Source organism: Cupriavidus sp. DB3 (assembly GCF_020418465.1).
GTDB lineage: Bacteria > Pseudomonadota > Gammaproteobacteria > Burkholderiales > Burkholderiaceae > Cupriavidus > Cupriavidus cauae.
The window spans coordinates 84,576-108,192 of sequence record NZ_JAIZPL010000005.1; the positions used below are offsets into that span (position 1 = coordinate 84,576).

Annotated in this window: 22 protein-coding genes; 10 read left to right on the forward strand and 12 right to left on the reverse strand. The window is 68.6% G+C overall.

Annotation, left to right across the window (positions count from 1 at the left end):
* Positions 1–10: 10 nt before the first annotated feature.
* Positions 11–1,054 carry a glycosyltransferase family 4 protein gene (locus K7G19_RS16805; RefSeq protein ID WP_226108251.1) on the forward strand — a complete coding sequence of 348 codons (1,044 nt, stop codon included), beginning with the start codon at positions 11–13 and terminating at the stop codon, positions 1,052–1,054.
* 87 nt (positions 1,055–1,141) lie between these two features.
* Here K7G19_RS16805 and K7G19_RS16810 read toward each other — a convergent pair whose 3' ends face one another.
* Positions 1,142–2,419 (reverse strand): O-antigen ligase, encoded by a 1,278-nt coding sequence (locus tag K7G19_RS16810; RefSeq protein ID WP_226108252.1) that lies wholly within the window; start codon positions 2,417–2,419, stop codon positions 1,142–1,144.
* A gap of 297 nt (positions 2,420–2,716) precedes the next feature.
* Here K7G19_RS16810 and K7G19_RS16815 point away from each other — a divergent pair, with 297 nt between their 5' ends.
* Positions 2,717–3,760: a glycosyltransferase gene (locus K7G19_RS16815; protein WP_226108253.1), complete on the forward strand. Its 1,044-nt coding sequence runs from the start codon at positions 2,717–2,719 to the stop codon at positions 3,758–3,760.
* Positions 3,761–3,925: 165 nt separating this feature from the next.
* Here K7G19_RS16815 and dnaE read toward each other — a convergent pair whose 3' ends face one another.
* Complete coding sequence (gene dnaE / locus K7G19_RS16820) at positions 3,926–7,438, reverse strand: DNA polymerase III subunit alpha (RefSeq protein WP_149317919.1); 3,513 nt, start codon at positions 7,436–7,438, stop codon at positions 3,926–3,928.
* Positions 7,439–7,948: 510 nt separating this feature from the next.
* Between dnaE and K7G19_RS16825 the strand changes: the two genes are divergently transcribed.
* Complete coding sequence (locus tag K7G19_RS16825; RefSeq protein ID WP_226108254.1) at positions 7,949–8,833, forward strand: sulfurtransferase; 885 nt, start codon at positions 7,949–7,951, stop codon at positions 8,831–8,833.
* 36 nt (positions 8,834–8,869) lie between these two features.
* On the opposite strand, the gene K7G19_RS16830 is transcribed toward K7G19_RS16825, so the two are convergent.
* The gene (locus K7G19_RS16830; RefSeq protein ID WP_149317917.1) at positions 8,870–9,550 is read right to left on the reverse strand and encodes a CoA pyrophosphatase; all 681 of its coding nucleotides are present in this window, start codon (positions 9,548–9,550) and stop codon (positions 8,870–8,872) included.
* Between the two features lie 71 nt (positions 9,551–9,621).
* Here K7G19_RS16830 and K7G19_RS16835 point away from each other — a divergent pair, with 71 nt between their 5' ends.
* Positions 9,622–9,813, forward strand: coding sequence for a hypothetical protein (locus K7G19_RS16835; protein WP_226108255.1), 192 nt, complete (start codon positions 9,622–9,624; stop codon positions 9,811–9,813).
* A gap of 58 nt (positions 9,814–9,871) precedes the next feature.
* On the opposite strand, the gene rplS is transcribed toward K7G19_RS16835, so the two are convergent.
* The 4 genes from rplS to rpsP all read right to left on the reverse strand — a co-directional run bounded on the left by rplS (position 9,872) and on the right by rpsP (position 12,206).
* A complete protein-coding gene (gene rplS / locus K7G19_RS16840) occupies positions 9,872–10,261 on the reverse strand; it encodes a 50S ribosomal protein L19 (RefSeq protein ID WP_053821338.1) in 390 nt (129 codons plus the stop codon).
* Positions 10,262–10,336: 75 nt separating this feature from the next.
* The gene (gene trmD / locus K7G19_RS16845; protein WP_226108256.1) at positions 10,337–11,155 is read right to left on the reverse strand and encodes a tRNA (guanosine(37)-N1)-methyltransferase TrmD; all 819 of its coding nucleotides are present in this window, start codon (positions 11,153–11,155) and stop codon (positions 10,337–10,339) included.
* Positions 11,156–11,230: 75 nt separating this feature from the next.
* Positions 11,231–11,923 (reverse strand): ribosome maturation factor RimM, encoded by a 693-nt coding sequence (gene rimM / locus K7G19_RS16850; protein WP_149317914.1) that lies wholly within the window; start codon positions 11,921–11,923, stop codon positions 11,231–11,233.
* A 28-nt stretch (positions 11,924–11,951) separates the two neighbouring features.
* The gene (gene rpsP / locus K7G19_RS16855) at positions 11,952–12,206 is read right to left on the reverse strand and encodes a 30S ribosomal protein S16 (protein WP_149317913.1); all 255 of its coding nucleotides are present in this window, start codon (positions 12,204–12,206) and stop codon (positions 11,952–11,954) included.
* Positions 12,207–12,370: 164 nt separating this feature from the next.
* Between rpsP and K7G19_RS16860 the strand changes: the two genes are divergently transcribed.
* The 5 genes from K7G19_RS16860 to K7G19_RS16880 all read left to right on the forward strand — a co-directional run bounded on the left by K7G19_RS16860 (position 12,371) and on the right by K7G19_RS16880 (position 16,029).
* On the forward strand, positions 12,371–13,486 hold the full coding sequence (locus K7G19_RS16860) for a sorbosone dehydrogenase family protein (RefSeq protein WP_370639566.1): 1,116 nt from the start codon (positions 12,371–12,373) through the stop codon (positions 13,484–13,486).
* Positions 13,487–13,685: 199 nt separating this feature from the next.
* On the forward strand, positions 13,686–14,090 hold the full coding sequence (locus tag K7G19_RS16865) for a hypothetical protein (protein WP_150084140.1): 405 nt from the start codon (positions 13,686–13,688) through the stop codon (positions 14,088–14,090).
* 388 nt (positions 14,091–14,478) lie between these two features.
* Positions 14,479–14,688, forward strand: a complete 210-nt coding sequence (locus K7G19_RS16870) for a hypothetical protein (protein ID WP_149317909.1) — start codon at positions 14,479–14,481, stop codon at positions 14,686–14,688.
* 298 nt (positions 14,689–14,986) lie between these two features.
* Complete coding sequence (locus tag K7G19_RS16875) at positions 14,987–15,496, forward strand: TM2 domain-containing protein (RefSeq protein ID WP_370639567.1); 510 nt, start codon at positions 14,987–14,989, stop codon at positions 15,494–15,496.
* A gap of 314 nt (positions 15,497–15,810) precedes the next feature.
* Complete coding sequence (locus tag K7G19_RS16880) at positions 15,811–16,029, forward strand: hypothetical protein (RefSeq protein ID WP_226108258.1); 219 nt, start codon at positions 15,811–15,813, stop codon at positions 16,027–16,029.
* A gap of 4 nt (positions 16,030–16,033) precedes the next feature.
* On the opposite strand, the gene phaZ is transcribed toward K7G19_RS16880, so the two are convergent.
* The 3 genes from phaZ to K7G19_RS16895 form a co-directional block, all read right to left on the reverse strand.
* Positions 16,034–17,257: a polyhydroxyalkanoate depolymerase gene (phaZ, locus tag K7G19_RS16885; RefSeq protein ID WP_149317906.1), complete on the reverse strand. Its 1,224-nt coding sequence runs from the start codon at positions 17,255–17,257 to the stop codon at positions 16,034–16,036.
* A 119-nt stretch (positions 17,258–17,376) separates the two neighbouring features.
* The gene (locus K7G19_RS16890) at positions 17,377–18,669 is read right to left on the reverse strand and encodes a PA0069 family radical SAM protein (protein ID WP_226108260.1); all 1,293 of its coding nucleotides are present in this window, start codon (positions 18,667–18,669) and stop codon (positions 17,377–17,379) included.
* Between the two features lies 1 nt (position 18,670).
* The gene (locus tag K7G19_RS16895; protein ID WP_149317904.1) at positions 18,671–19,174 is read right to left on the reverse strand and encodes an Lrp/AsnC ligand binding domain-containing protein; all 504 of its coding nucleotides are present in this window, start codon (positions 19,172–19,174) and stop codon (positions 18,671–18,673) included.
* Positions 19,175–19,283: 109 nt separating this feature from the next.
* Here K7G19_RS16895 and K7G19_RS16900 point away from each other — a divergent pair, with 109 nt between their 5' ends.
* The gene (locus tag K7G19_RS16900; protein WP_226108262.1) at positions 19,284–20,576 is read left to right on the forward strand and encodes a D-amino acid dehydrogenase; all 1,293 of its coding nucleotides are present in this window, start codon (positions 19,284–19,286) and stop codon (positions 20,574–20,576) included.
* Between the two features lie 123 nt (positions 20,577–20,699).
* On the opposite strand, the gene K7G19_RS16905 is transcribed toward K7G19_RS16900, so the two are convergent.
* Together K7G19_RS16905 and K7G19_RS16910 are read right to left on the reverse strand one after the other, a co-directional pair.
* Positions 20,700–22,484, reverse strand: coding sequence for an acyl-CoA dehydrogenase (locus K7G19_RS16905; RefSeq protein WP_226108263.1), 1,785 nt, complete (start codon positions 22,482–22,484; stop codon positions 20,700–20,702).
* Positions 22,485–22,662: 178 nt separating this feature from the next.
* On the reverse strand, positions 22,663–23,598 hold the full coding sequence (locus K7G19_RS16910; RefSeq protein ID WP_006577021.1) for an electron transfer flavoprotein subunit alpha/FixB family protein: 936 nt from the start codon (positions 23,596–23,598) through the stop codon (positions 22,663–22,665).
* Positions 23,599–23,617 lie beyond the last annotated feature (19 nt).

Sequence of the window (23,617 nt, forward strand, 5' to 3'; positions counted from 1 at the left end):
ATCCGTGTCCATGAAGATCGGCATCTCCTGCAACCGCTTCGGCAAGGGCGGCGGCTTCGAACGCTATGCGCTGGACCTGGCGCGCGGCCTGATCGCGCGCGGCGAGCGTCCAGCGGTGTTCGCGCGCCGCTTCGACGGCGACATCCCCGAGTACGGCCAGGTCGACCGGCATCTGGTGCGCGTGCGCTGGCTGCCCGGCAAGATGCGCGACACCGCGTTCTCCTGGGGCATGCGCGACGCGCACCGCCATTGCGATCTGCTGATCGGCTGCAACCGCGTGGTCGGCGCCGACCTGGCGATCTGCGGCGGCACCCATCGCGGCTACCTGCGCGCATCCGGACGCGCGCCGACCTTCTGGGACCGGCGCCAGATCGAACTGGAGTCGCGCCACTACGCGGCCGCGCGCCACGTGGTCGCGCATTCGCAGTTGATGGCCGACGAACTGGCCGAGCTGTATGGCCTGCCGGCCGACCGGCTCGCCCTGCTCTATCCGCCGGTCGATACCGCGCGCTTCCAGCCGGTCGACGATGCCGCGCGCGCGGCATTGCGCCGGCGCTTCGGTTTCGGCGACACGCCGGTCTTCCTGTTTCCGTCCTCGGATCATTCCCGCAAGGGGCTCGACGTGCTGGCCCGCGCGCTGGCCGACAGCGGCCTCGACGCGACGCTGGCCGTCGCCGGCCGGCCGGTCGGCAGGACCCTGCCGGGCGTGCGCGAACTGGGCTATTGCGCCAACATGGCCGAGCTCTATGCCGCCGCCGATTTCACCGTGCTGGCGTCCAGCTACGAGCCGTTCGGGCTGGTCGGCATCGAATCGGTGCTGTGCGGCACGCCGGTGCTGCTGGCGGACAATATCGCCTGCCTCGAGGTGATGGACGATGCGGTGGCGCGGCGCTTCCCGCGCAGCGACGTGGCGGCGATTGCCGCCGCGATGCGCGAAGCTGTGGCCTGGTCGAAGGATGGCGGCGCGCGGATCGCCGAGCCGCGCCGGCATCTGCGCTACAACCCCGAACCGGCCGCGCATCTGGATGCGCTGCTGCGGCTCGCCGGGGCCTGACCTTCTCCGTTACGTCCGCTCAGCGCGGACGTGCATCTGGATGCGCTGCTGCGGATCGCCGGGACCCGACCTTCCCGTTACGTCCGATCAGCGCGACCGCGCTGCTGCCGCGGATGCGAGTTCCAGCTGCCGCGTGCGATTGGCGATGATGCCAAGCAGCGTCGCCGAGGTCAGTCCGAAGAAGGCGGTGTTCATCACCAGCGTGAAGACGTCGATGGTCAGCCCGAACACCACCGTGCCCAGCGTCAGCACCAGGCCCATCGCGGCCGCGGTGGCGATGTCGGGATCGGGCGAATGGCGATGGCGCCAGAAATAGACCGTCGAGCCGTAGTACAGCAGCAGCAGCACCGCCAGGCCCAGCAGCCCCATCTCCGCCAGCGTCGAGAACAGCTCGTTGTGCGCGTGCGGATGGATGATCGCCGGCGAGGCCTCGCCGCGCTCGGCCAGCACCTGCAGGCTCTCCTTCAGCGTGCCCTTGCCGACGCCCAGCGCCGGCTCGCGCTCGAACAGCGTCCAGGCCGCCTGCCACAGCTGCAGCCGCAGGCCGATCGAGGTATCGGCATCGCCGTGCGCCAGCCGCTCGAAGTCCGACGTCGCGGCGGCGATGCGGCTCTGCACCACCGGCGTGTTCAGGGCCGCCATCGCCCCCAGCGTCAGCGACGCGGCGAACACCAGCATCAGCCGGCGCGGGCGCATGCGCGCCAGGTCGAAGCGGCACAGCAGGACCCACAGCATCACCGGAATGGCGATCCAGCCGCCGCGGCTCTCCGACGCATAGGAGGCGTAGCAGCCGGCGGCCAGGCCGAGCAGGCGGAAGACCTGCTCCCAGCGCGGGCGGCCGCGTTCGGCCAGCGGAATCGCGCCCATGAAGCCAAGCACCAGCGCGGTGTCGCCGAACGGAATCGGATTGGTGAACGGATTGCCGGCGCGGCCGGACATCACCCACTCGGCGGGGGAGAACAGGATCAGCACGGACCAGAAGCACGCGCCCAGCGCGCCGATCACGCAGCCCCATTGAAACGGCCGCAGCCGCTCGGCCGGCACCGCGGCCAGCAACAGGAAGATCGGCACGGACAGCAGCAGCCGCGACGGCGAATCGAAGGCGCGTGACGGCACCTCTCCGGTCAGCAGCGCCTGCAGGCCGATCGCCAGCGGATAGGCCGTCATCGCGACGACGTACCACTTGTAGCGCAGCAGCAGTTCGCGGCTCTGGCGGCGATTCTCGGCCTGGCTCAGCCACAGCAGGCTGAAGGCCAGCACGACGAAGAAGCAGTAGCCGGTGCCGCCCTGCAGGGTCAGCATCAGCACAGGGGACAGTGCCGCGGCAGTCGCCGCGACACCGATGGACAGACGATCGATGCTCATGGATGAAATACGGATCGGCGCCGGAACGGCGTTGGCGGGCACATTGGCCATGAGCCGGAAACAGGGGCCGCCATCTGGGGCAACCATGGCAGCGCCGGGGGCGCGCCACGCGGCGCATTATACCGTTGCCCCCTGGGGCCCCCTCCCTGCGAGGGGGTGCCAGGGCGGCATGGTATCGTTCGGCCGTGCCCGCTGGGGGGCATGTGTTCGGCAACAGGTGTTCGGAAACGGGTGTCCGGCAACGAGCGGCAACGACAGTTCGGCAACGACGGTTCGGCAACAAGAGAGGAAGCGAGGATGAGCGGTACGGCGAATGGCGGCGATGTGCGGGAGGCGGCAGACACGGCGAATGCGCGGGACGGCGCGTGGCCGTCCGCGACCCTGCTGCTGATCACCTACAACCAGCAACGCTTCATCGCCGACGCGATCGCCGGCGCGCTCGCGCAGGACTACCCGGACCTGGAGATCATCGTCTCGGACGATGCCTCGACCGACGACACCTTCGCCGCCGCGCAGCGCGCCCTGCAGGGCTATGCCGGCCCGCACCGGGTCACGCTGCGGCGCAATCCGGTCAACCTCGGCATCAGCGGGCATCTGAGCCAGCTCGTCGAGCTGTCGCACGGCGAGCTGATCTTCGTCGCCGCCGGCGACGATATCTCGCTGCCGACGCGCTGCCGCGAGGTCGCGCAGGCGTGGCTGGCGCACGGCCGCAAGCCGGACCTGATCGCCACCGACCTGATCGACATGGACTACGAAGGGGCCGACCACGGCACCATCGCGCACAGCGAGCTGGGCATCTATGACGGCGTGGCGCGCTGGATGGCCGAACCGCCGGTCGTCATCGGCGCCTCGCATACCTGGACGCGGCGGCAATTCGAACGCTTCGGCCCGATCGCGCCAGGCATGATTTCCGAAGACCAGATCACCACGCTGCGCGCGGTGCTCGGCGGCGGCGCCATCACGCTGCGCCGGCCGCTGGTGCGCTATCGCCGCGGCGGCGTCTCGGGCAAGCGCAAATGGCGCACGCCGGCGGACTTCGTCAAGCGCATCCAGCTGACCAACCGCAGCTCGCTGGCCGAAACGCTGCAGTTCATCCAGGACGCCGAACTGGCCGGCGCTGGCGACGCGATGCGCCGCCACAAGGCCGCCAAGCTGGCGCGCGAGACCTTCACGCGCGACATCTTCGCCGCCACCAGCACCGGCGAGCGCCTGCGGCTGCTGCTCGGCGCGCGCGACGTGCGGCTGGGCCACCGGCTGCGGATGTTTCTCTATGCGGCCTGCCCGGGCGTGTATGCGCCGTTTTTCGCGCTGGGGAATATGGTGAAGGGAATGAAGGGCTGAGGGGCTGGGGGAGAGGCAAGCAGGCGCTTGCCAAACCAGCGGTCTGGTCGCACCGCCCTATGCCCTCTCCCCCTACTCCCTCCCGCAAGCGGGAGAGGGGGCCGATAACGGGCGTTGTCGCGAAAGCCGGGGCAGCGACAGCTCGGCGACTGAAGCCTCCCTGCCTCACTCGTACAGCGTACTGACACACTCCGGCGACAGCGCCGCCCGCAACGCCGCCAGCGTGTCGTCCGACGGCACCACCTGCCACGCCTGGCCCAGCACCGCCTCGCAGACCGCCGAGGCGCTGGCGTACTGGATGCAGACCGGCAGCCCGGGGCTGCCCGCCGACGCGGCCAGATGCGGGGTCAGCAGCTCGCGCAGCATCGCGGTCGACGAATTGCCGTTCAGCGACAGCTTCAGCGCGCGCGCGTTGCGGATCCGCGCGGTGGTCAGGTCCATCACGGTTTCCGCGGTGAAGCGCACCCCGCCGGTGAAGGTGTCGTGGCGGGCATTGCCCTGCGCGATCAGCAGCTCGTCCTCGCGGAACATGTGCCGGTTGGCGTCGAACAGCTCGTTGAACACCGTCATCTCGATCTGCCCAGTGCCGTCGTCGAGCAGCACGATCAGCATCTTGCCGCGCTGCGTCATCTGCGTGCGGATGCCGGTGATCACGCCGGCGACCATCTTGCCGCGCACGTCGCGACCGTAGCCGCCGCCGTTGCCCTGCACTTCCTTTTCCAGCGACGCCAGCGTGCCCTTGACGAAGCGCCGCACCTCGTCGCGATAGGCGTCGAACAGGTGGCCGGAGAAGTAGTAGCCGAGCGCCTGCTTTTCCTCCTGCAGCATCCGCTTCGGCGTCCAGGCCGGCTCGTCGATCAGCTCCGGCCGGTGCGCATCGCCGTCGTCGGCCATCAGGTCGAACAGCGACACCTGGTTGGCCGACTCGGCCTTCTGCTCCGCGGCCTCCATCGCGCGCGGCACCGAGGCCAGCAGCTGGGCGCGGTTCGGATGCAGCGTGTCGAAGGCGCCGGCGCGGATCAGCGCCTCGATCGTGCGGCGGTTGACCTGGCGGCGGTCGACGCGCTCGCAGAAGTCGAACAGGTCGGTGAACGGCCGTTCCTCGCGCGCGCGCAGGATGTCCTCGATCGCGCCCTGGCCGGAGCCCTTGATGCCGCCCAGGCCGTAGCGGATCGTCTTGGCATCGGTCGGCGCGAAGCGGTATTCGCTGGCGTTGACGTCCGGCGGCAGCACGCGCAGCCCGTTGGCGCGGCAATCCTCGTAGAGGATCTTGACCTTGTCGGTGTCGTCCATCGCCAGCGACATGTTGGCCGCCATGAATTCGGCCGGATGGTGCGCCTTCAGCCAGGCCGTGTAGTACGCCAGCAAGGCATAGGCGGCCGCGTGCGACTTGTTGAAGCCGTAGCCGGCGAACTTCTCCATCAGGTCGAAGATCTCGTCGGCCTTGTCGGCCGACAGCCCGTTCTTCGCCGCGCCCTCGCGGAACAGCTCGCGATGCTTGGCCATCTCCTCGGGCTTCTTCTTGCCCATCGCGCGGCGCAGCAGGTCGGCACCGCCGAGCGAGTAGCCGCCGATTATCTGCGCCATCTGCATCACCTGCTCCTGATAGACCATGATGCCGTAGGTCTCTTTCAGGACGGGTTCGACGCGCGGGTCCGGATATTCCACCTTCTCGCGGCCGTGCTTGCGCGCGCAGAAGCTGGGGATCAGGTCCATCGGGCCGGGGCGGTACAGCGACACCAGCGCGATGATGTCCTCGAAGCGGTCGGGCTTGGCGTCCTTGAGCATGCCCTGCATGCCGCGGCTTTCCAGCTGGAACACCGCCACCGTGTTGGCTGACTTGAGGATGTCGAAGGCGGCTGGATCGTCGAGCGGGATCTGGCTGCAGTTCCAGTCGGCCTTGCCCGGATCGAGCCGGCGGATGTAGCGCTCGGCCCAGTCGAGGATGGTCAGCGTGGTCAGGCCCAGAAAGTCGAACTTGACCAGGCCCGCCGCCTCGACGTCGTCCTTGTCGTACTGGCTGACCACCCCGCTCATGCCGTCGTTCTGGCCGCCCTGCGTGTACAGCGGGCAGAAGTCGGTCAGCTTGCCCGGCGCGATCAGCACGCCGCCGGCGTGCATGCCGACGTTGCGCGTCATGCCTTCGACGCGCTGCGCCAGCTCGAGCAGCTGGCGCACTTCCTCTTCGTTGTTCTCGCGCTCGGTCAGCAGGGGCTCTTCCTTCTTGGCCTCCTCGATCGTCACCAGCTTGCCCGGCTTGAACGGGATCAGCTTGGCCACGCCATCGACGAAGTTGTAGCCCAGGTCGAGCACCCGGCCGACGTCGCGCACCGCGGCCTTGGCGGCCATGGTGCCGAAGGTGGCGATCTGCGACACCGCGTCCTTGCCGTACTTCTCCTTGACGTACTGGATCACGCGATCGCGGCCGTGCTGGCAGAAGTCGATATCGAAGTCGGGCATCGACACCCGCTCCGGATTCAGGAAACGCTCGAACAGCAGCGCGTACTTGAGCGGATCGAGGTCGGTGATGCCGAGCGCGTAGGCGACCAGCGAGCCGGCACCCGAGCCGCGGCCGGGGCCGACCGGCACGCCGTTGTTCTTGGCCCAGTTGATGAAGTCCGCCACGATCAGGAAGTAGCCGGGGAACCCCATCTTGATGATGATGCCGGTCTCGAACTCCAGCCGCGCGTAGTACTCGGGGCGCCTGGCCTCGCGCGTCGCCTCGTCGGGGAACAGCACCTCCAGACGGCGCTCCAGCCCCTCCTTCGACATGTGCACGAGATAGTCGTCAAGCGACATGCCGTCCGGCGTCGGGAACAGCGGCAGGCGCGGCTTGCCGAGCTCGAGCGTCAGGTTGCAGCGGCGCGCGATCTGCACCGCATTCTCGAGCGCGGACGGGATGTCGGCGAACAGCGCGCACATCTCGTCCTGCGTCTTGAAATACTGGTCGGTGGTGAAGCGGCGCACGCGGCGCGGATTGGCCAGCAGCTCGCCCTCGGCGATACAGACGCGCGCCTCGTGCGCGGTATGGTCGTCGGGGGTCATGAACTGCACCGGATGCGTCGCGACCACCGGCAGCTGCAGCGCCGCGGCCAGCTGCACCGCGCGTTGCACATAGGCCTCGGTGCCCGGATGGCCGGCGCGCTGCAGCTCGATGTAATAGCGCTGCGGGAAGACCGTGGCCCAGTGCCGGGCGGCGCGCTGCGCGGCGGCGTCGTTGCCGTTGGCCAGCGCCTGGCCGACGTCGCCGCCCATCGCGCCGGACAGCGCGATCAGGCCCGTCGACAGCGGCAGGCCGTCCTCGCCGGGTTCCTCGAGCCAGGCCGGCTCGAGCTCGGCGCGGCCGCGGTACTGGTTCGACAGCCAGGCGCGCGACAGCAGCACGCACAGGTTCAGATAGCCGCGCCGGTCCTGCACCAGCAGCAGCATGCGCGCGGGCTTGTCGCGATCGTCGGCGTTGGTCAGCCAGACGTCGGCGCCGACGATGGGCTTGACGCCACCGCCGCGCGCCTCCTTGTAGAAGCGGATCAGGCCGAAGGCGTTGGCGAGGTCGGTCAGCGCAAGCGCGCCCATGCCGTCGGCGGCGGCGGCCTTGACCGCATCCTCGAGGCGGACGATGCCGTCGACGATCGAGTATTCGGAATGGAGGCGGAGATGTACGAAGCGGGGCGAAGACATGGGCGCCATTGTACCGGTGCGAGCTCGCGGCCGGGCCGCCGGGGGGCGACGAAATCCGCTGCGGCACGCTTGGCGATGCCGAGGCGTTAGCGAGGCGATGGCGGTGCGAGGGGGGCGGCGGTTCGGCGCGGTGGCAGGGTGCGGTGGTCGGGCGCGGTATCGGGCGCGGTGGCTGGGTGCGGTGGCAGGGTGCGGAGGTCGGGCGCGGTGTCGGGCGCGGTGGCTGGGTGCGGTGGCTGGGCGCGGTGGCTGCGTGCGGTGGCTGCGTGCGGTGGCTGGGTGCGGTGGGTGGCTGCTGTGGCTGAGTGCTGTGGCTGGGGGCTGTGGCTGGGGGCTGTGTGCTGTGGCTGGGGGCGGTGGTCGGGCGCGATCCCGCGCGCCGGGCCGACCCGCTATAATTTCGTGTTTCCCATCAGGCAGTCATGGCGGCACGCGATGCCCACGGCGCCGCGCGACGCGCGGACCGATCCCCGCACGCGCCCCATCCCGCCACGCCGTGCTCCGCAGTCCATGCAGATCGTCAATATTTCCGCCTACAAGTTCGTCACGCTGAACGACATCGAGACGCTGCGCGCCGCCTTGCGCGAGCGCTGCGAGGCGGCCGCGCTCAAGGGCACCGTGCTGCTCGCCCCGGAAGGGATCAACCTGTTCCTGGCGGGCAGCCGCGAAGGCATCGACGATGTGGTGGGCTGGCTGCGCGCCGATCCGCGCTTCGCCGATCTGGAGCCGAAGGAGAGCCTGTCGGAGACCCAGCCGTTCAAGCGGATGCTGGTGCGGATCAAGCGCGAGATCATCACGATGAAGATGCCGCTGATCCGGCCCGAGGAAGGCCGCGCGCCGTCGGTGCGCCCTGCCGACCTCAAGCGCTGGCTCGACCAGGGCCATGACGACGAAGGCCGGCCGGTGGTGATGCTCGACACGCGCAACGCCTTCGAGGTCGCGGTCGGCACCTTCGAGCAGGCGGTCGACTACGGGCTGCAGAAGTTCAGCGACTTCCCGGCAGTGGTGGAGGAGCACAAGGACGAGTTCGCCGGCAAGACCGTGGTGTCGTTCTGCACCGGCGGCATCCGCTGCGAGAAGGGCGCAATCCACATGCAGCAGGCCGGCATCGAGCGCGTCTATCAGCTCGAGGGCGGCATCCTGAAGTACTTCGAGGAGGTCGGCGGCAGCCACTATCGCGGCGACTGCTTCGTCTTCGACTACCGCACCGCGCTCAATCCCGAGCTGCAACCGGCCGGACCCAAGCAGTGCTTTGCCTGCCGTGCGGTGGTCACGCCGGAGGAGCAGCAGAGCCCGCACTATGTGGTCGGCGTCAGCTGTCCGCACTGCCATTCGCAGCGCGCGGCGCAGGGCGAGTCCGAATCGAAGCAGGAAGGGAAAGCGGCGCAGGCCTGATCGGCGCCTCGCCGTCGTCAGGGATGCGGCTGTGCGCTAGGCCGCCAGCAGGTGGTACAGATTGCGCAGCATGCCCGCGGTCGCACCCCAGATGAAGCGATGTCCCCCGCCTTCGCGCGGATACGGCATCGCATAGAACATCCGCTCGCCGTCGACCCAGCGGAACAGCCGCCGCTGGTGGTGCGACGGGTCCATCAGGAAGGCCAGCGGCACCTCGAACACATCGGCCACCTCGCGCGCATCGGGGCGCAGCGCGAAGCCGTCGCGCACCAGGCCTACCACCGGACTGACATGGAAGCCCGTGCCGGTGATGTAGTCCGGCAGCGCGCCCAGCACCTCGACGTAATCCCGGTCCAGCCCGATCTCTTCCTCCGTTTCCCGCAGCGCGGTGGCGACCCGATTGATGTCCTCGGGCTCCCAGCGGCCGCCCGGAAAGCTGATCTGCCCCGCGTGGGCGCTCAGGTTCGCATTGCGCTGCGTCAGCAGCACGGTCAGGCCGTCGGCGCGCTGCACCAGCGGCACCAGCACCGCGGCGTCGCGCAGGCTCTGCTTGGGGTCGTAGGCGCGCGACTCGTCGGTCAGCTCCGGCTGCCAGGCCGGCGGAGTCAGGAAGCGATGGCGGATGAAGTCGGGCCGCAGGCGCGGCTCGGAAAGCGGTGGGTGCTGGCTGTCGACCGAGACGATCGGCAGCGATTCGGGATCGAAGGCGGGGCGCATAGCGGCACAAGTATGACAGACCTCGCCGCGGGGCATCGGCGGGGGCCGGCGGCATGCGAGGCGCGTCCGGCATGCCGGGCATGTTCGGCGTGCTCGGCGTGCTCGGCGTGCTCGGCGTGCTCGGCATGTTCGGCGTACTCGGCGTACTCGGCGTGCTCGGCGTGCTTGGCGTATGCAGCGGGCTCGGCATGCCGGCCGCACGCATGCCCCATGCCGTCACCCTGCGGCCACCATGCAAAAAGGGCACCCGAAGGTGCCCTTGAAGACGGAGCGCGAACCCCGTCCATCGCTCCGGCCGGCGTGCCGGCCAGGCGCTGCGTCTTACTCGGCAGCCGCGACCTTGGAGGCCTTGGTGACGAGCTTTTCCTTGATGCGAGCGGACTTGCCCGAACGCTGGCGCAGATAGTACAGCTTGGCGCGGCGCACATCGCCGCGGCGCTTGACTTCGATGCCGGCGATCAGCGGCGAGTACAGCTGGAACGTACGCTCCACGCCCTCACCCGACGAGATCTTGCGCACGATGAAGGACGAATTCAGGCCACGGTTGCGCTTGGCGATCACCACGCCTTCGTAGGCCTGCACGCGCTTGCGGTTGCCTTCGACCACGTTCACGTTGACGACAACGGTGTCGCCCGGCGCGAATGCGGGGATGGTCTTGTTCGCGGTCAGACGCGCGATCTCTTCCTTCTCGATCTGCTCGATGATGTTCATCGTTTCTTCTCCTGTGCCATCGTGACGGCGTTGCATGCCTCGCCTCCTGGCGCGGCCCCGACAGAGGATGGGGTTTCAACTGGCGGAGGCTTGCCCCCGCCCTTCCTTCGCCGCCCACTCCGACAGGAATTTCTCGTCGGCCTTGGTCAGCAAACCTTGGCGGCGCGCGGACTCGATCAGGTCGGGCCGCTTGCGCGCCGTATTGGCCAGCGCCTGGTGGCGCCGCCATTTTTCGATCTCGGCATGATGGCCGCCGAGCAGTATCTCGGGGACCCGCATGCCTTCGTATTCCTCGGGCCGCGTGTAATGCGGACAATCGAGCAGCCCGTTGACGAAGCTGTCCTGCACCGCCGACTGCGCGTCGCCCAGCACGCCGGGCAGCAGACGCACCACCGCGTCGATCAGCGCCATCGCCGGCAGCTCGCCGCCCGACAGCACGAAATCGCCGAGGCTGATTTCCTCGTCGACGCGACGGTCGATCAGGCGCTGGTCGATCGCCTCGTAGCGGCCACAGATCAGCACCAGACCGGGACGCCGCGCCAGCTCGACCACCTTGGCGTGCGTCAGCGGCGCGCCCTGCGGCGACATCAGCACCACGTGAGAGGCGCTGACACCGTCGCCGGTACCTGCATCGGCACCGGCACCGGCAAAGGCATCGGCCTGCGCCGCGACGGCGGCGTCGATCGCGTCCTCCAGCGGCCTGGCCAGCATCACCATGCCCGGTCCGCCCCCATAGGGACGGTCGTCGATGGTGCGGTAGTTGTCCGTGGTGAAGTCCCGCGGATTCCAGCTGCGCAGCGTATAGCGCTGCTGCTTGGCGGCCCGGCTGGTGATGCCCCAGTCGGTCAGCGCGCGGAACATCTCCGGGAACAGCGTGATCACGTCGAACTGCATCGGTCTCACTCCTGTTCCGTTGCCTGCCGTTGCCTTGCCCTTGCCTTGCTGCTGTTGCTGCCTTTGCTGCGGCGGCTAGTAGTCCAGCCCCCAGTCCACCACGATGCGCCGCGCCTCGATATCGACGTGCCGCAGATAGGCGTCGACGAAGGGAATCAGACGCTCGCCGGGCTTGCCGTCCGGCAGCGCGTAGGCAACCTGCAGGATCTGGTGGGCGCCGTTGTCGATCAGCCCGGCGACTTCGCCCAGGGCTTCGCCCTGCTCGTTGCTCACCGTGCAGCCGATCAGATCGACCCAGTAAAACTCGTTCTCTTCGGGCGCGGGGAAATCCTCGCGCCGGATCCAGACGCGACGCCCCTTGAGCGCCTCGGCCAGATTGCGGTCCGCCACACCGGACGCCTGCGCCACCACCGTGCCGCTATGCTCGCGCGACTGCGCGATCTTCAGGCACAGCGGCCCCGCTTCGCGGGCCGCCGACTGGGCCACCGGCCGCGAAGCCGGAGCCTCGGGCTGCAGCAGCCACCAGCGCCGCGCATGCAGCAAGGCGCCGGCATCCTGCGCATGGGGCTGGACCTTGATCCAGCCGCGCACGCCATAGGCTGCGGCGACATAGCCGACCTCGATCAGGTCGTCGGGCAGGGCCTGCCCATACACCAGCGCGGCCGGGATGCGGGCCTCGCGTGGCGTGCCGGTCCCTGTTCCGGGCCCGGTGGCGCCGGGCGGCACGTTCAACGGCCGCCGTTGCGCGCCGCGCGCGGACGTGGTCACGGCAGACTACCGGTAGCGGCAGCGTAAATCAGGCAGCGGCCTTGGCGGCGTTCTGCTTGACCAGACGGGCAACGGTCGGCGACAGTTGGGCGCCAACGCCTTGCCAGTAGGTCAGGCGGTCTTGCGCCAGGCGCAGACCTTCTTCGCCTTGCGAAGCCAGCGGGTTGTAGAAGCCGATACGCTCGATGAAACGGCCGTCGCGGCGGTTGCGCGAGTCGGCTGCAACGATATTGAAGAACGGGCGCTTCTTGCTGCCGCCACGGGCCAGACGGATTACGACCATGGGTGAATTCCTCGAAAAACGGGGTGTGCGAACACGAAACGCAAGAGTATAGCCCAAATACTGAGGCCAAACAAACACTTAGGGTGGCCGACGGCGGGGCAGGCCAATTGACGGCCGCGTCACGCCTCGGCATCGTGGCAAAAACACCAAACGCAGGAGGGGTCGTGCGCTACCTTAGTCACTTTTCCACCGTCCTGGCCGGGCTTGCCGCCCTGCTGTCCCAGGCGATCACGCCAGCCGCGCACGCCGAATCGCTCGAGCAGATCCAGCTGCCGCCGGGCTTTCGCATCGAGCGGCTGACCGACGCCGTGCCGGAGGCGCGCGGCATGACCTTTTCGCCGGGCGGCACACTGTACGTCGGCAGCCGCGGCGCCGGCAAGGTCTACGCGGTACAGGCGCCGCTGAGCGGCAAGCCGGTGGTCCACACCGTCGCCAGCGGCCTGACGCTGCCGATCGGCGTGGCCTGGCGCGACGGCGCGCTCTATACCTCCTCGGTCTCGCGCATCCTGCGCCTGGACGGCATCGAACAGCGCCTGTCCAACCCGCCCAAGCCGGTCGTCATCAACAACCAGCTGCCCAGCGAGACCCACCACGGCGGGCGTTTCATCGCCTTCGGCCCCGACGGCTACCTGTACGTGCCGATCGGCGCGCCGTGCAATGTCTGCGCGCGCGACGAGGGCCGCTACGCCAACGTGATGAAAATGAAGCCGGATGGCTCGGACCTGCAGGTCGTGGCCAAAGGCGTGCGCAACACGGTCGGCTTCGACTGGCATCCGACCACAGGCGAGCTGTGGTTCACCGACAACGGCCGCGACTGGCTCGGCGACGACCAGCCGCCCGACGAACTGAACCGGGCCCCGCGCGCGGGCATGCACTTCGGCTTTCCGTATTGCCACGCCGGCGACCTGCGCGATCCCGAATTCGGCAAGCAGCGGCCCTGCTCGTCGTTCGAGCCACCGGTGGCCCGGCTCGGCCCGCACGTGGCGGCGCTGGGCATGCGCTTCTACACCGGCACGCAGTTTCCCGCCGAATATCGCAACAACATCTTCATTGCGGAGCACGGCAGCTGGAACCGCAGCGAGCGCATCGGTTATCGCATCACGCGCGTGGTGCTCGACGACAGCGGCAAGGCGGTCAGGCAGGAGGTGTTCGCCCAGGGCTGGCTGCAGGACGGTCAACCGTGGGGCAGACCCGCCGATGTCGAGGTCGCGCCCGACGGTTCGTTGCTGGTCAGCGACGATATGGCCGGCGCGATCTACCGCATCCGCTATGCGCCCTAGCGACGCGCGGCGACCGCCCGCGCACCGCCTCGGGCAACGCTCGCGCAGGCGTCGCCGAAGATGAGAACAGACCGCATTCGCAAGCGAAACAATCCGTTACACCGGTAACGGGATTGGCATAGGCGCCTGCTGGCAGCGCTGCGTACCATGATCCCAATCTTCTCGACAACGACAGCAAGCGAAGGCTCTGGGATTCCGCATGCTTTTCCGCTCTCTCCTGCGCGACGCCGCGGCCGCCACCGTGCTGGTGGCGTCGGTGCTCGGCCTTGCGGCCCTGAGCCATGCTCAGGGCGGCTGGTCGCGGCAGGGCGCCGACATGCGGGACGGCTTCGGGGCGCGGCTGCTGCCGACCGGCATGGAGCGCACCGTGATGCGTGCCGAGAGCCCGGACCATGTGCGTGCGCAGATCGAGCGGATGGAAGCCCGAGCACGCGCCGACAGCCGGCTGAACGGGCGCCCCAACCCGCCCAGCGACCGCGGCGCGCCCGAACGTACCCAGACTTCCGAGCGCAGCGCGCAGAACGGCAGCAGCGTGTCCGGCGACAACCGCCCCGCCAATGTCGGACCGGGCTGGCAAGGTTCGGGTCGGGAAACCACCCGCTAGTCCGGATACTTCCCCGCTTTATCGTTTGAAACGGCGACGGCGCTGCGATGACGCTTGCCGTCGCGCGTTTTTGTCGCGCGGCCCGTCGCAGGCTTGCTGCTGCCGTTCGCCCTTTGCCGTTCGCCCTTTGCCGTTCGCGCTTTGCCGTTCGCGCTTTGCCGTTCGCGCTTTGCCGTTCGTCGCCGCCGTTCGCCGTCGCCCGTTGCGGCGGCTGGCAAGCGCCTTCGCCGATCGCGATGGCGTCAGAAGCCCGCGCCGGAACTTTCCCCTCCTTTGCAAGGTCAAATAGCTCGTGGCGGCAGAAGCTGCGCCGCCACCTGGCTGCCGCCCGGCGCTGACCGGTGTTCAGCAGCGTGCCGTCGATCGCAGGCGGCAAACGCACACTGACATGCCCTTTCCTTCGGATCGTGTCGCGATGGGCGCGGCCTTCGTCCAACCAACCGACGAGGTTCGTATGCTATCCATGCTGACCGACCTGGCTCGACACGCGGGCCAGCTCACTCTGACCGTGCTGTTCATGGGAATTCTGGCCGCCGTGCTGTACGGCGAAACCAATCTCGGCGTCCTGCTGGGCGTCGTGTCGAACGCGCCGCGCTGACGGCAATCGGACGCTGCTGCAAGACAGGACATCGCAGGTTTTGCACCAGCGCCCCCGGCCGGCGATCGAAAGCCACGATCCGCCGGCCTTCAACTGGGTCATCGAAGCGGGCGGTGCGGCGTACAATGTGCGCTGCACTGCCCGCTTCCATCGTATGGTCCGGTCGCAGTCTCGGCCGCCGTTCCGGTGCTGATTCCGGTGCTGATTCCGGTGCTGATTTCGATCCTGATCTCGGTGCTGGGTTTGGTTCCGATCCCGGTCGCCTTCCGGCAGGTTTTCCCTTCCCACGTTCACGCCCATGTCCGCCGCTCCGTCCTCTGCTTCGCCCGTCTCGTCAGCCTCCCCCGCCGCCGGCACGGATCGCGCGCCGATGCGCAAGTCGAAGCTGCTGACCGTGGCGCTGGCTTTTCTGCTCGGCAGCCTCGGCGCGCACCGCTTCTATCTCGGCGGCCTGCGCGACCGCTATGGCTGGCTGCACCTGCTTGCCACGCTGGCCGGCGCGCTGGGCATCGCCTCGATGGTGCTGCACGTCGGCGCGCCCGCGCTGAACTGGACCTTCGCGGTGGCGGGCGGCGCCTCGGTGATCAGTGCGTTCCTGGCGGCGATCGTCTACGGGCTGCGGCCGGACGAGCGCTGGGACGCGCGCTTCAATCCGGATGGCGAACCGACCCGCTCCGGCTGGCCGGTCGTAATCCTGGTGATCCTGTCGCTGCTGATCGGCACCGGCCTGTTGATGGCGGGGCTGGCCATCAGCTTCCAGACCTTCTTCGAGTCGCAGGTGGAAGCGGCACGCGAGTTGTCGCAATAAGCGGCTGAAAGCAGCCGACGGAATCCGCTGTCGCAATCAGCTGCCGAAATCAGACGCCGAAGTCAGCTGTCGCAATCAGCCCGCCGCCTTCAGGCGCCGAAGTCAGCTGCGGCGACAAATACGTCGGGCCGCCGCTGACACGCCGCGGGGTACGCTGCGGGTACGTTCACCCCGAGTGCGCCCTTCGATTTCCTGATCCACGTCAACCCCATTCCGGCGTTCGTCAACCATACTGAACCGGTTGTTTCCAACGTCGCGCGCCGCGGCGCTTCGCCGGCAGTGCGCGACCGGTCGGTCGAATTCCAGGAGTGGACATGAACGTTCCCAGCTATGAAGTGGGCCGGGTGGCCGCCTTGACCGTCGGATTGATGCGCGCGTCCGGCCTGTCGCACGACGATGCCGTCGCCGCGCTGGATCTGGCCTGCAGGATGATGGACGACGAGATGGCCCCGCGATCGCCGGCGACAGGCCCCGTGCGGCCGGGCGGTGTGCGGCCCCCTGCCACGGCGAACGCTGTCCGGCCCAACCGGTAACCGGCTAGGCCGCCTCCAGCCAGCGGCGCACGGCGGGATGCACCGTCTCGCGCCAGCGTGCGCCGCTGAACAAACCATAGTGGTCGCAGCGCTCGATCGTCAGCCGTTCGCGGCATCGCGTCGGCAGGCCGCTGCACAGCCCCTGCGCCGCATGCGTCTGTCCCGGTCCCGAAATATCGTCGCGATCGCCCTCGACCGTCAGCAGCCGGGTGCGCCGCAGGCAGTCGGGACGCACCATCTCGCCGCCGACCCGCCACATCCCCTTGGGCAGCAGCATCTGCTGGAACACCACGCGCAACGTGTCGAAGAAGAATTCCGCGGTCATGTCGAGCACGGCACCGTATTGCGCGACCGCGCGCTCGATCTCGCGCGCGGTATCGGCATCGGCCGCCTGGCGCCGGCATAGCCAGTCGAACATCAGCGTCGCGTGGCGATCCGGCTGCGCCGCGACCAGCGCCGGATATTGCAGGAAGCCCGGATAGATGCGCCGCCCCGCGCCGGCATAACCGCTTGGTACCACGTCGATCGCGGTCGCCTCGAGCCACGGCAGCGACAACGTGGCCGCGACGCGATCGAGCGTGGTCGGACCGAGCCGCGGATCGATCGGCCCGCCCATCAGCGTCAGCGTCGCCGGCTCGGCGCGATCGGCCTGCGCCACGCGCGAGACCGCGGCCAGCGCCGGCACCGTCGCCTGGCAGACCGCCAGCACATGCAGCCCGGCCGGATCGAGCAGCCGGATGAAACGCTCCACCAGCAGCACGTAATCGTCGAGGCCGAAGCTGCCGGCGTCGCGCGGTACGTCGCGCGCATCGGCCCAGTCGGTGACGTAGACGTCCGCATGCGGCAGCAGCGCGGCCACGGTATCGCGCATCAGCACCGCTCGATGTCCGGCCAGCGGCGCGCACAGCAGCACGCGCGGGCGCGGCTTGCGACGGGTTCGTGGTGGACTCTGGAACGCCCGCAGCGTGCAGAACGGCGTCACCGACACGGTGCTTTCGCTGACCGGCATCCGCACGCCATCGGCCTCGATGTCATCGAACTCGAAGCGCGCCGTGCCGAACGGCCCCAGCCAGGCCTGGAACCAGCGGTAGTAGTGCTCGAAGCGGCGGCGGTGCGACGCCGCGGCCAGCGGGTATGGCCCGGCGGCGAGCGCCTGCTGGGTCAGTTCGCCCCACATCACGACCGGATCGAAGGCTGCGCGGCCGCCCTGCTGCATCAGATGGATCATGGCTTCCCCATGGCGACGCCGAGGCGGTCGGGGGCGCGAGTGCGCCAACCGCGGCGGCGTGCGCGGCGGATCGAACCGCCATTATGGACAGCGCGCCGGACTTGTACAAACCCGCAAGTTCAGAACAGCGAACCTTGCGCGTCGTCCTCGGGTTTGCGGGCACCGCGCGCGCCGCTTCGCACGCCGGCCGGCGGCGCGGGCGGGACGAATTGCGACGTGTCCAGATCGAAGCGGTGGTAGCGAAAGCCCAGGCGATCGGCCGCCTTGTGGAAGCGCTGGCGCATCAGGTCGGCCCAGACGCCGGTACCGCGCATGCGCGTGGAGAAATCGGAATCGTAATCCTTGCCGCCGCGCATCTCGCGAACGCGATTCATCACGCGCTCGGCCCGGTCGGGGAAATGCGCCTCCAGCCATTGCTGGAACAGGGGCGCTACCTCCCACGGCAGCCGCAGCACGATGTAGTTGGCATAGACTGCCCCCGCCTCGCGCGCGGCCTCGAGCACCCGCTCCAGGTCCGGCTCGGTGATGAAGGGAATCACCGGCGCGACGCTGACCGCGACGGGAATACCCGCTTCCGACAGCGTACGGATCGTGCGCAGCCGCCGCGACGGCGTGGCGGCGCGCGGCTCCAGCGTGCGCGCGATGTCGGCATCGAGCGTGGTGATCGTGATCGCGGCCACTGCGAGGCGGCGGGCGGCCATCGGCGCCAGCAGATCGATGTCGCGCTCGATCAGCGACGACTTGGTGATCAGCGCCACCGGATGGTGGCATTCGTGCAGCACCTCCAGCACGCCGCGCGTGATGCGCTGGGTCCGTTCGATCGGCTGATAGGCGTCGGTGTTGACGCCAAGCGCGATCAGCTCGCATTGGTAGGACGGCCGCGACAGCGCCTCCCGCAGCCGCTCGGCCGCATTGGCCTTGGCGAACAGCTGCGTCTCGAAATCCAGCCCCGGAGACAGGTCGAGATAGGCGTGCGTCGGCCGGGCGAAGCAATAGATGCAGCCGTGCTCGCAACCGCGGTAGGGGTTCAGCGAAACGCCGAACGGAATATCCGGCGAGGCATTGCGGCTGAGGATGGAGCGCGCCTGCTCCTGCGTGACGCGGGTGATCAGCTTCGGCGGCGCGGACTCCAAGGCGGCGCCTTCGCTGCGCTCCATGTCCCTGGCCTGCGTGTCCCTGTCCTCTGCGCGCGCCGCATCGTCCTGTCCCGCGGTGTCCGGCGGACCCCAGCCGTCGTCGAAGGGCTCGCGGGTATCGCGCTCGAAGCGCCCCTGCAGATTGCTGACCGCGCCGCGGCCCTTCAGCGGCCGTGGCGCCGGCCGCAGCGGCGCCGGCTCCCCGTGGATGTCATCCGCCGGCAACTCCGCTTCGCGGGGGCCGAGGTGGCGCCCCTTGCGCTCAATGTCCCTCATCTCATGCAGGCTGGCTCTTCTCGTCGACGGGAATGGCCAGCGTCTCCTTGATCTCTTCCATCACGACATAACTCTTGGACTGCGCGGCGCCCGGCAGTTGCAGCAGGATGTCGCCGAGCAGCCGGCGATACTCGCCGATCTCGCGGATGCGCGCCTTGATCAGATAATCGAAGTCTCCGGACACCAGATGGCATTCCATCACCTCCGGAATGCGCAGCACCTCGCGCCGGAACTGCTCGAACATGTTGCCGGCCTTGTTGTTCAGCGTGATCTCGACGAAGACCAGCAGCGCGCTGCCCAGCAGGGCCGGATTCAGGCGGGCGTAGTAGCCCATGATGACACCGTCGCGCTCCATCCGCTTGACCCGCTCGATGCACGGCGTGATGGTCAGGCCGACCGCCTCGGCGAGGTCCTTCATCGAGATGCGGCCATCGGCCTGCAGCAGCGCCAGGATGCGGCGATCGAGGCGGTCAAGGCCGCGTACCGGTTGGCGGGTCGTTCTCATGAATTTTTCCTTTTTCCGGGAAATTTTCGGTAATTATGACTGGATTGATTCCAATACCATAGCGGATATACCTTCATACAATCGACATCTTGGTTGGGGTCCCATCGCAATGCGTGTTCTCGTTCTTGGCAGTGGCGTGATCGGCGTCACCAGCGCCTGGTATCTGGCCAGGGCCGGCCATGAGGTCACCGTGATCGACCGCGAAGCGGCGCCGGCGCTCGGCACCAGCTTTGCCAATGCCGGGCAGATCTCGCCCGGCTATGCCTCGCCGTGGGCGGCGCCCGGCGTGCCGCTGAAGGCGATCAAATGGATGTTCCAGCAGCACGCGCCGCTGTCGATCCGGCCCGATGGCACGCTGTTCCAGCTGCGGTGGATGTGGCAGATGCTGATGAACTGCAGCGCCGACCGCTACGCCGTCAACAAGGAACGCATGGTGCGGCTGGCCGAATACAGCCGCGACTGCATCCGCGCGCTGCGCGCCGAAACCGGCATCGCCTACGAGGGCCGCCAGCAGGGCACGCTGCAGGTCTTCCGCACCGACGAGCAGCTCGAAGGCGCGGCCAAGGACATCGCCGTCCTCGAGGAAGCCGGCGTGCCCTATCAATTGCTGTCGCGCGAGGATCTCGCCGCGAGCGAACCGGCGCTGGCCGCCGTCAGCCACAAGCTGACCGGGGGCCTGCGCCTGCCCAACGACGAAACCGGGGACTGCCAGCTGTTCACCCAGCGGCTGGCGGCCATGGCCCAGGGTCTGGGCGTGCAGTTCCTGTACAACCGTTCGATCGACAGCCTGATGACGCAGGGCACCGCCGTGACCGGTGCCATCGTCGGCGGCGAGCCGATCTTCGCCGACGCCGTGGTGGTGGCGCTGGGCAGCTGGTCGACCCCGTTCATCAAGGACTTCGTGCGGATTCCGGTCTATCCGCTGAAGGGGTTCTCGATCACCGTGCCGATGACCGACGCGGCGCGCAGCCCGGTATCGACGGTGCTGGACGAGACCTACAAGGTGGCGATCACGCGCTTCGACGACCGCATCCGCGTCGGCGGCATGGCGCAGATCGTCGGTTACGACCGTTCGCTCGATCCGGCCAAGCGGCGCACGCTGGAACATGTGGTGACGGACCTGTTCCCCGGTGCCGGCGACGTGGCCCGTGCCTCGTTCTGGACCGGCCTGCGTCCGATGACGCCGGACGGCACGCCGATCGTCGGCCCCACCCCGGTCAAGGGGCTGTGGCTCAATACCGGCCACGGCACGCTGGGCTGGACCATGGCGTGCGGCTCCGGCAAGCTGCTGGCCGATCTGGTGTCCGGCGCCTCGCCCGCGATCCGCGCCGACGATCTGTCGGTGGCGCGCTATCTGCAGCAGCCCCATCGGCGTCCGGTGCCACGTCCCGCCACGGCATAAGGCTCCGGGCGTCAGCGTCCACGCGTAACGGGCGAGGCGCGCCGGGCGCAAGCCCGACGAAAGGCCCCAACAAAAAAGACGGCCAGGCGGCCGTCTTTTTTGTTTCCTACGCCTGCACTGCCGTCAGAACTGCGCCTCGCTCAACGCCAGCGCCGCCGGCGCACCCGACACGATGGCATCGCGAATGCCGCCGGCCTGCGACAGCACGTGTTCGGCGAAGAAATGCGCGGTCGCGATCTTGGCCTCGTGGAAGGCCGGATCTTCGGCACGGCGGGCATCGGCGGCCAGCATCGCGCGTCCGAGCTGCCAGCCCGAGAACACGATGCCGCACAGCTTCAGATACGGCACGCTGCCGGCAAAGGCGGCGTTGGGATCGGTCTTGCCGTTGGTGACGATGAAGTCGATCGCCTGCTCCAGCGCGGCGCGACCCCTGGCCAGCTGCGCCTGCATCGCGGCGAACGGCGCGCCGCCGTGCGCGGCCAGCGCGGCCTCGGTCTCGGCAATGCGCGCGCAGATGCCGCGCGCCACGGCGCCGCCATCACGCACCGTCTTGCGGCCGACCAGGTCGTTGGCCTGGATCGCCGTGGTGCCCTCGTAGATCGGCAGGATGCGCGCGTCGCGATAGTGCTGCGCGGCGCCGGTCTCCTCGATGAAGCCCATGCCGCCGTGGACCTGCACGCCCAGGCTGGTCACATCGATCGACAGCTCGGTGCTCCAGCCCTTGATCACCGGCACCAGGAATTCGTAGAACGCCTGGTTCTCGCGGCGCACCGCTTCGTCGGGATGCTGGTGCGCGATATCGCAGGCCGCCGCGCCGACATAGGCCAGCGCGCGCGCGCCTTCGGTCAGCGCGCGCATCGTCATCAGCATGCGCTTGACGTCGGGATGATGAATGATGGTGACCGCCTGCCGCGCCGAGCCGTCGACGGGGCGGCTCTGCACGCGCTCGCGCGCATAGGCCACGGCCTGCTGATAGGCGCGCTCGGACACCGCGATGCCCTGCATGCCGACCGAGAAGCGGGCCGCATTCATCATGATGAACATGTACTCGAGGCCGCGGTTCTCCTCGCCGACCAGCGTGCCGATGGCGCCGCCATGGTCGCCGAACTGCAGCACCGCGGTCGGGCTGGCCTTGATGCCGAGCTTGTGCTCGATCGATACGCAATGCACGTCGTTGCGCGCGCCCAGCGAGCCGTCCTCGTTGACCAGGAACTTCGGCACGATGAACAGCGAGATGCCCTTGACCCCTTCCGGCGCGTTCGGCGTCCTTGCCAGCACGAGATGGACGATGTTCTCCGCCATGTCGTGCTCGCCGTAGGTGATGAAGATCTTGGTGCCGAACAGCTTGTAGGTGCCGTCGCCCTGCGGCTCCGCGCGCGTGCGCACCGCGGCCAGGTCGGAGCCGGCCTGCGGCTCGGTCAGGTTCATCGTGCCGGTCCACTGGCCCGAGATCAGCCTGGGCAGGTAGGCCTGCCGCTGCGCGTCGCTGCCGGCGGTCAGCAGCGCCTCGATGGCACCGTCGGTCAACAGCGGGCACAGCGCGAACGACAGATTGGCCGAGTTCAGCATCTCGTTGCAGGCGGTGGCGATCAGCTTGGGCAAACCCTGGCCACCGAATTCCTGCGGATGCAGCACGCCCTGCCAGCCGCCCTCGCCGAACTGGCGGAACGCGTCCTTGAAGCCGGGCGTGGTGGTGACCGCGCCGTCCTTCCAGCTGCTCGGCTCGATATCGCCGGTGCGGTTCAGTGGCGCGATCACCTGCTCGGTGAACTTGGCCGCCTCCTCGAGTACCGCCTGCGCGGTGTCGGCCGTCGCTTCCTCGAAGCCCGGCAATTGGCTGATGGCATCCAGCCCGGCCAGTTCGTTGATCGCGAACAGCATGTCCTTGAGCGGGGCGCGGTAGGTCATCGAAGTCTCCGTTATCGCAATGGGTCGCGGCAGTTGGCTGAGGGCGACCGTTCGATGCAGCGTATAAAAAAGCCGCTCGCGGGCGGGCCCGGAACGGCTTGTCTTGGCTTTTCTTTTTCTTGTGTCGGCTGGCTCGATCCTGCCGCGGCACCGGGCGGCGCCGCGGCAGGGCTGGCAATCAGCCCAGGGCCGCCACCAGCTCCGGCACCACGGTGTTCAGGTCGCCCACCAGGCCGTAGTCGGCGACCGAGAAGATCGGCGCCTCGGCGTCCTTGTTGATCGCGACGATCACCTTGGAGTCCTTCATGCCGGCCAGATGCTGGATCGCGCCCGAGATACCGACGGCGATATACAGCTGCGGCGCGACGATCTTGCCGGTCTGGCCGACCTGGTAGTCGTTCGGCACGAAGCCGGCGTCCACCGCGGCACGCGAGGCGCCCAGCGCGGCGCCCAGCTTGTCGGCCAGCGGGGTCAGCACCTTGGTGTAGTTCTCGCCCGAGCCGACGCCCCGGCCGCCCGACACGATGATCTTGGCGGCGGTCAGTTCCGGACGATCGCTCTTGGTCACTTCACGCGACACGAATTGCGAGATGCCGGCATCGGCCACGGCGGGCACGGTGTCGACCGAGGCCGAGCCGCCTTCCGCGGCGGCGGGATCGAACGCGGTGCCGCGCACGGTGATCACCTTGATCTTGTCCGACGACTTGACCGTGGCGATCGCGTTGCCGGCATAGATCGGGCGCTCGAAGGTGTCCGGGCCGTCGACCTTGGTGATGTCCGACAGCTGGGCCACGTCCAGCTTGGCGGCGACGCGCGGCAGCACGTTCTTGCCGTAGGCGGTGGCCGGAGCCAAGATGTGGCTGTAGTCGCTGGCGATCGCCAGCACCTGCTCGGCGACGTTCTCGGCCAGGCCTTCGCCGAAGTACGGCGCATCGGCCAGCAGCACCTTGGCGACGCCGGCGATCTTCGCGGCGGCTTCGGCGGCGGCCTGGGCGTTGGCGCCGGCAACCAGCACGTGGACGTCGCCGCCGCACTGGGCCGCGGCGGTCACGGTGTTCAGGGTCGCGCCCTTGATCGATTGATTGTCGTGTTCAGCAATGACGAGTGCAGTCATGTTCGTATCTCCTGGCGCG